Consider the following 7,037-nt stretch of genomic DNA (forward strand, 5'->3'; position numbering starts at 1 on the left):
GGTCGCAATCCAGTATGCCGCTTCCCGGGCAGGCACTCAAGCGAACCCGCCGGCGTCCGCGCGGGGTCCGGCGCTTTCCCCGCATTGCTCGCCGGCGGGCATGACGGTTGCCCCCGCGTTCAGCGGTATCGCCGCACCGCCATCGCGAATGGAAAGGACTGCCATGCCCGCCTCGGACGGCAAGCGCCAGATCTGGATCATCCCGGGTGAATCGCCGGGGGGCTTCGTCCCGATCCCGGCGGACCGGGCGCCCGGTCACCGCGTCGTGGCCGCGCCCATCGCGCGGCGACAGCGCCGCTCCGAGACGCGTCCGCTGCGCCTGCTCGCGCGGCTCTACGGGCTCGGCCCCCTCGGCGCCCTGTTCGGAGGCGCGACGCGCGGGGAGCAGATCCTGGCCGGGACCGCCCTCGGCGCCGGAGTCCTCTGGCTGCTGCTGCAACTGCCGCCCGTCGCGGCGGGCCTGCCGGCCCTGCCGCGGCTGGGCCTCGCGCTGCTTTGCGGCGGCCTCGCGCTGGCGGCCTGGTCCCGCGAGTTGGCCCTGGCCGCGGGCCAGCGGCGCCTCAACCGCGACCGCCTGCCGGCCTGGATGCGCGGCAGCGGCGGGGCGGCGCTGCTCGGCCTGACCCTGCCCGGATTCGGGCTGCTCCTCGCCGGACGGGCGCGGCGCGCGGCCCTTGCCTTCGTCAATGCGGGACTCACGCTGGGCGCGCTCTGCGCGGCGGCCGGCTTGATCCTGACGCCCGGACCAGGAAAGCCGAGCGCCGCCGTCGAACTGTGCCTCGGTGGGACGCTCCTCGCGGTCGCGCTGGGAGCCCTCCTCTGGGTGGCGGGCGCCCTCGACGGCGGCCGGCTCCTGGCCAATGCCGCCCGCCGGCCGCGCGCGGTGCCGGCGGACCGCTTCGCTCTCGCCCTGCTCCTGGCCCTGATGCTCTTCGGCGCCGCCTTCGATCCCGCCGAGCTGGCCAGCGACCTCGACGCCATCGCCGCCTCGCTGCAGGCCCGCGACTTCCGCCACGTCCCGCTGGCCTGCGAGCTCTGGGCCCTGCGCCTCGATCCCTCCCGTCCGGAGTACGCGCTGCGCGCGGCGGATCTCGCCGCCGCCAGCGATCGGCCGACCCTGGCCGGCGCCCTCCTCTACTCGGTGCGCGAGCGCTGGCAGGTCTGCACGGTTCGCTTCGGCCGCGAGTGGCCGCGCCGCCCGCGCCTGGACGGCCACGCGGCGGTGGGCGCCGCGCTCCCCCAGTAGCGCCCGACTTGGCATGGCCGGGCGCCGCGGTGTACCTTTGCGGAGTGGGATGTCCGCCATGGCTCCCGGAGCCGGAGGTCACCGATGACGCTCTGCAGCCGCCGCGACTTCATCAAGGGTCTCGCCGCGGGATCCGCCCTCGCCCTCACGCCCCTGCCCTTGCTCGGCGCCGAGGAGACGCCGCGCACCCTCGCGATTGCCCGCTGGCAGGGCGAGGCACTCGGCGAGGCGACGCTCGACGCCGCGGCGGGCCGCCTCACCGAGCGCGCGATCGCGGCCCTGGGCGGCATGGGCCGCTTCGTCACGAAGGGCGATCGCGTCTGGGTGAAGCCCAACATCGGCTGGAACCGGAGCCCCGCCCAGGCGGCCAACACGCACCCGGCCGTCGTCGGCGCGCTCGTGCGCCTCTGTCTCGAGGCCGGCGCCAAGAGCGTGCGCGTCGGCGACCACACCTGCCATGAGCCGCGGCAGACCTACGCGACGAGCGGCATCGCCGCCGCCGTCGCGGCCGCGGGCGGCGAGATGGTGACGCTCGACCCCGCGCGCTGCCGGCGCGTGGCGCTCGGCGGCAAGCGGCTCAAGGAGTGGGAGCTCTTCCCGGAGATCCTCGAGGCCGACCTCGTCATCAACGCGCCGATCGCCAAGCACCACGGGCTCTCGCGCACGACGGCCTGCATGAAGAACTACATGGGCGTCGTCGGCGGCAATCGCAGCGTCTGGCACCAGGACTTCGCGACCTGCCTGGTGGACATCACGGCCTTCCTGAAGCCGCGCCTGTGCGTGCTGGACGCGACGCGCGTGCTCCTGCGCCACGGCCCGCAGGGCGGCAACCTCGAGGACGTGGCGACGCCCGGCCTGGTCGCCGCCGGCGCCGACATCGTCGCGCTGGACGCGCTGGCCGCCGAGCTGATCGGCCTCGCGCCGGCCGAGCTGCCCGTGCTGAAGGCGGGCGTTGCGGCGGGCCTGGGCAGCCTCGACTACCGCGCGCAGGCCGGTGCGGAGCTCGCCGTCTCGTGACCGCGCGGGGCCGGGCGCGGCGGCTCATCTGGCTGCGCCGCGGCGTCCAGGCGGCGAGCCTGGCGCTCTTCGTCGGGCTGCTCCTCGCCATGCGGCCGCCAGAGAGCGGCGCGCCCTCGCCCCGGCTCGGCTTCTACTTCCACCTCGATCCGCTGCTGCTCGTCGGCGCCTGGCTGGGCGGCGAGCGCCTCGCCGGGCCCGCGCTGCTCGCCCTCGCCACGCTCGCGCTCACCGTGCTGCTCGGCCGCGTCTTCTGCGGCTGGCTGTGTCCCCTCGGCGCGCTGCACAACGCGCTGAGCTGGCTGGGCTGGCGCAGCGCCGCCCGCCGCCGCGAGACGGACGGCCTCTCGCGCTGGCAGCGCGCCAAGTACTGGCTGCTCGTCGCCCTGCTCGTGATGGCCGTGGGCGGCGCGCACTGGACGGGCGTCTTCGATCCCCAGTCCCTGCTCTACCGCAGCCTGACGACGGGGCTGCTGCCCGGCCTCGACTGGGGGATCAGCGCGGGCGCAGCGGCGATCTTCCAGGCCGACCCGCAGCTGGGGCCGCTGCACCTGACCGCGCTCAGCGAGCCGCTCTACCGCTTCTGGCGGGACGCGCTGCTCGCTGGCAGGGAGTTCGTTTTCGCGGGCGGCGGGCTCATCCTGGCCCTGTTGCTCGCGCTGCTCGCGCTGAACCTCTGGCGGCCGCGTTTCTGGTGTCGTTACCTGTGCCCTCTCGGCGCGCTGCTCGGCGCCTGCGCGGGGCGCACGGCCCTGCGCCTGACGCCGACCGGAACCTGCGGCGCCTGCCAGCGCTGCCTGCTGCGCTGCCCCGCGGCGGCGCAGCCCGAGAAGCCCGGTCAGTGGTTGCCCGAGGAGTGCTTCGGCTGCTGGAACTGCGTGGCGAGCTGCGGCGAGGACGCCCTCGACTTCCGCTGGCAGTGGCCCTGGCGGCGGCCCGCCGCCGCGCGCGTGGACCTCGGCCGGCGCGCGCTCGTCGGCGCGGGGCTGGCGGGCCTCGGCGCGCTGCTCGTCTTCAAGTTGCCGCCGAGCGCGCGGGCGAAGACCTTTGGCCCCGAACTGATCCGCCCGCCGGGCGCCCTCGCCGAGGGCGACTTCCTCGCCCGCTGCGTGCAGTGCGGCCTGTGCATGCAGGTCTGCCCGACGGGCGCGCTGCAGCCGGCCATCGATCAGGCGGGCCTGGCCGGCCTCTGGACGCCCGTGCTCGTGCCGCGCCTGGGCTACTGCGAGCACGGCTGCGCGCTCTGCGGGCAGGTCTGCCCGACGGGCGCGATCGCGCCGCTCGCGCTCGCCGAGAAGCAGGCGCTGAGTATCGGCCTCGCCACCATCGACACCACGCGCTGCCTGCCCTACGTCTACGGGCGCGAGTGCATCGTCTGCGAGGAGCACTGCCCCGTGCCGACGAAGGCGATCTACTTCGTGGAGACGGAGGTCACGCTGCGCGGCGGCGAGCGGCGGGTGCTCAAGCAGCCGCGCGTGGAACCGACGCTCTGCACGGGCTGCGGCATCTGCGAGACGAAGTGCCCCTTCGCCGACCGCGCGGCGATTCGCGTGACGAGCGCGAACGAGAGCCGGCATCCGGCGAACCAGCCGCTGCTGCCGGGCGGGACGGAGAGCGTTGGAAGCAATCCCTACGGCGCCTAGCGCAGAGTCGGCAGGGAGACGAGTCCCGACTGCAGGCGCAGGGTATCACCGGCGATCCGGGCTGCACCGAAGCGGCCGGCATAGTCGCGGAAGCTGAGGCCCTGCGCGGCTGCGGCGAGCAGCGAGGCATCCCGCCGGCAGATCGCCGCCAGCGCCGCGAGGGCGGCCCGCGCTGCGCCGCTGTCCGGGTAGGCGGCCACGAAGGCGCGCTCGGGCGAGAGCGCCTCGCCGTAGTCCCCCACCGCCGCATAGACGCGCCCGTCGAGGCTGAGCGGATCGCCGCCGGAGAAGGGCAGGTAGGGCTCCTCGCTGAAGGCGCCGCGCAGGAGCCGCTCGCTGTGCGGGCGCAGGCCCGCCTGCGGGAGCGCCGCGAAGAGCGGATCGCCGCCCGGCGCGGGACGGGACCCCGCCGCGGCGTCGGCAATGGCGGCCATCGCGGGCTGCAGCGCGGGCGCGCCGTCCGGGTTGTTGACCTGGATGAAGAGGTCCCCCGCAACCAGCGTGAGCTGATGGGGCGCGGCGCTGTGCCGGTGAGCCAGCGCCGGCAGCGGCGCCTCGCGCCCGCACTTGAGCAGATAGACCGCGTAGGCCGCGCGGGCGTCCTCGAGGCGGTAGACCTCGAGGTCCAGCTCGCGATCCGCGCTGTCGGCGTAGGCCGCGACCAACAGATCGACGAAGCCGAACTCGTGGAAGAGCTCGGCGCCACCGTCGATGTGGCCGTAGAGCTCGCGGCCGGGGTAGAGCCGCGGCGCGCCGGCGAGCCGCCAGCCCGCCGGCGCCGGCGGGGGCGCGAGGGGCTCGCGCGCCGCCGCCGCACTCGCGAGCACGAGCAGCAGCCAGGCCAGCGCGCGCATCAGGCCTGCAGGTGCTCGATGCGCGCGGGGTCGGCGATGCCGAGGCCGAGGGTCTCGGCGTAGCGCAGGTAGTCCGTGTAGCGCGGGTGCTCGTTGACGGCCACGCCCATCGCCTTGCGCTTGGCGACCATGAGATCGTGGCAGACGCGGTCCAGCGCGAAGGGATCCGTGGCCAGGAAGAGCCGCTGGTAGTCCCAGGTGAAGGCGGCGTTGGGCATCGGGCCGCCGTCGTACTGACCGACCAGGCCCTCGTTCACGTTCAGCACCAGCTTGTCGCGCAGGCAGGGGAAGGCGAGCACCTCGGTGCACACCTTGAAGAAGAGCGGCTGGTGCAGGCGGCCCGTGTTGCAGATGGCGCCGTAGCCGAGGTTCTTGGTCGCCATCGAGATGCCGTTGCCCGTGTTCTTGAAGACGGCCAGGTTGATGATCTTCGTGAGCCGCTGGGTGACCAGCCTGCCGAAGGGCGAGCGCAGGTCGCTCACGACGTGCTGGTGCAGGTAGTTCAGATCCGTCGGCGCCGGCGCCTCGGCCCAGTAGAGGACTTCGTCATCGAAGTTGCCCGCGCTGACATGGCGCCCATCCTTGAGCCAGCCGCTCTGATCGGCGCCGTCCTCGAAGGCCGCTTCGTCCATGGTCTGGAGCCCCTCGATGCCGACGCCCGGGAAGCGCTCGGCCGTGAAGCCCGCTTCCGCGAGCATGATGTCGAAGCGATCCCAGATGACGATGTTCGCGCGCGGCAGGCCGTTCTCCGTGAGCCAGGCGATCACCGCATCCGCCAGTTCCAGGTGCGTGCTGATCAGCCCCGCGCCCACGGGGTTCACCTTGATGCCGACCACATCGTCCGCCGCGAAGAGCCGCTTGAAGGCCGCGCCCTCGTCCGTGCCGAAGAGGCTGCGCAGGCCGCGGCGGAACATGATCCCCACGGCAGCGGCGTCGACGAGGCCCGCCGCGATCGCCGCCGGCTCGTGGACCTCGACGACCCGCCCCGGCTGCGCGCCCGGCAGCGAGTGCGCCGTGCGCGGCGCGGCCAGCGCCTTGTCGATGTTCGTCGCCGGCTCGGCCGGCGCCGCCTCGTCCGCCCAGACCGCCGGGCGGCCGAGCAGGAGCCCCGCGCCGGCGAAGCCGCCGGCCTTGAGGAAACCGCGGCGGTCGCAGTGGAAGAGCCCGTCCATCGTGCGGTAGCGCATCGTCGTCCCCTTTCGTCGCGCGGACTCTAGCGCAAGCCGCGGCGCGCGGGAACCGCTATCCGGGCCGCCCGGAGTCCGGGCGCGCCGGCGCCCTCGCCTGCTTGGGGCAGCCACAGGAGGAGGCGATCGCATTCCCTATCTCTTTGAATTGAAAGATGTTACAATGGTGACTGGATCTTGACATTTCCCGGCCTGTGAATACCTTCACAAGGACAAGCATGTCCTGAACTTGGCGACCTTGCCACCCCCCCTGCCGGGACAGGAGGTCGACGCCATGCAGGATCGGCGCGAGTTCCTCAAGGGCCTCGGGGCCGCGAGCCTGGGCAGCGCGCTGCCCGCCGCCGCGGGCGCGGAAGCGTCCGCGCGCAGCCACGACGAAGACCTCGGCGTGCTCGTCGACACCACCTACTGCGTGGGCTGCCGCAAGTGCGAGTGGGCCTGCCGGGACAGCAACCGCATGGCCAATGAGCCCATCGAGAACTACGCCAATGCGGCCACGCTGAGCGCGCCGCGGCGGCCGGATGCGAAGCTCCACACCGTGGTGAACGCCTACCCGGGCGCAGCGGACGGCGAGCCGCGCTTCGTGAAGTTCCAGTGCATGCACTGTCTGGAGCCGGCCTGCGCGAGCGCCTGCATCGTCGGCGCGCTCAGGAAGGACGCGAGCGGGCCGGTCAGCTACGACGCCGGCAAGTGCATCGGCTGCCGTTACTGCATGGTGGCTTGCCCGTTCCAGATCCCGACCTACGAGTACGACGTGGCGCTCGACCCGCGCGTCATGAAGTGCACCTTCTGCTTCGAGAAGACGGTGCGGGCGGGCGGGCGACCGGCCTGCGTCGACATCTGCCCCAAGGGCTGTCTGATCTACGGCAGCCGCGCCGAGCTCATCGACTACGCGCGCCGGTGCCGCCAGCGCGATCCCGACCGCTACCATGACCACCTCTACGGCGAGCACGAGGCGGGAGGCACGAGCTGGCTCTACCTCGCCGCCGCGCCGCTGACCGCGCTGGGCTTCCCGGCACTCGGGGCGCAGGCGCCGGGCCACTACACCGAGCGCGTGCAGCACGCGGTCTTCAAGCACTTCTTCCCGCCC

At 73.7% G+C, this 7,037-nt stretch carries 6 protein-coding genes; 4 read left to right on the plus strand and 2 right to left on the minus strand.

Features of this window, described 5'->3' with window-relative positions; genetic code table 11:
- Positions 1-163: 163 nt before the first annotated feature.
- The 3 genes from FJ251_02475 (at position 164) to FJ251_02485 (ending at position 3,906) form a co-directional block, all read left to right on the plus strand.
- A complete protein-coding gene (locus FJ251_02475) occupies positions 164-1,246 on the plus strand; it encodes a hypothetical protein (protein MBM4116592.1) in 1,083 nt (360 codons plus the stop codon).
- Between the two features lie 84 nt (positions 1,247-1,330).
- Positions 1,331-2,263 (plus strand): DUF362 domain-containing protein, encoded by a 933-nt coding sequence (locus FJ251_02480; GenBank protein MBM4116593.1) that lies wholly within the window; start codon positions 1,331-1,333, stop codon positions 2,261-2,263.
- The gene (locus tag FJ251_02485; GenBank protein MBM4116594.1) at positions 2,260-3,906 is read left to right on the plus strand and encodes a 4Fe-4S dicluster domain-containing protein; all 1,647 of its coding nucleotides are present in this window, start codon (positions 2,260-2,262) and stop codon (positions 3,904-3,906) included. The genes FJ251_02480 and FJ251_02485 overlap by 4 nt, the downstream gene beginning before the upstream one ends.
- Here FJ251_02485 and FJ251_02490 read toward each other — a convergent pair.
- Together FJ251_02490 and FJ251_02495 are read right to left on the minus strand one after the other, a co-directional pair.
- Positions 3,903-4,760: a hypothetical protein gene (locus FJ251_02490; GenBank protein MBM4116595.1), complete on the minus strand. Its 858-nt coding sequence runs from the start codon at positions 4,758-4,760 to the stop codon at positions 3,903-3,905. The two genes, FJ251_02485 and FJ251_02490, sit on opposite strands and share 4 nt — an antisense overlap.
- On the minus strand, positions 4,760-5,932 hold the full coding sequence (locus FJ251_02495; protein MBM4116596.1) for a DUF362 domain-containing protein: 1,173 nt from the start codon (positions 5,930-5,932) through the stop codon (positions 4,760-4,762). Before FJ251_02495 ends, FJ251_02490 begins: the two co-directional genes overlap by 1 nt.
- Positions 5,933-6,221: 289 nt before the next feature.
- Here FJ251_02495 and FJ251_02500 point away from each other — a divergent pair.
- On the plus strand, positions 6,222-7,037 hold an 816-nt coding region (locus FJ251_02500; GenBank protein ID MBM4116597.1), incomplete at its 3' end, for a 4Fe-4S dicluster domain-containing protein.

This window comes from bacterium (assembly GCA_016873475.1).
Taxonomy (GTDB): Bacteria; Krumholzibacteriota; Krumholzibacteriia; order JACNKJ01; family JACNKJ01; genus VGXI01.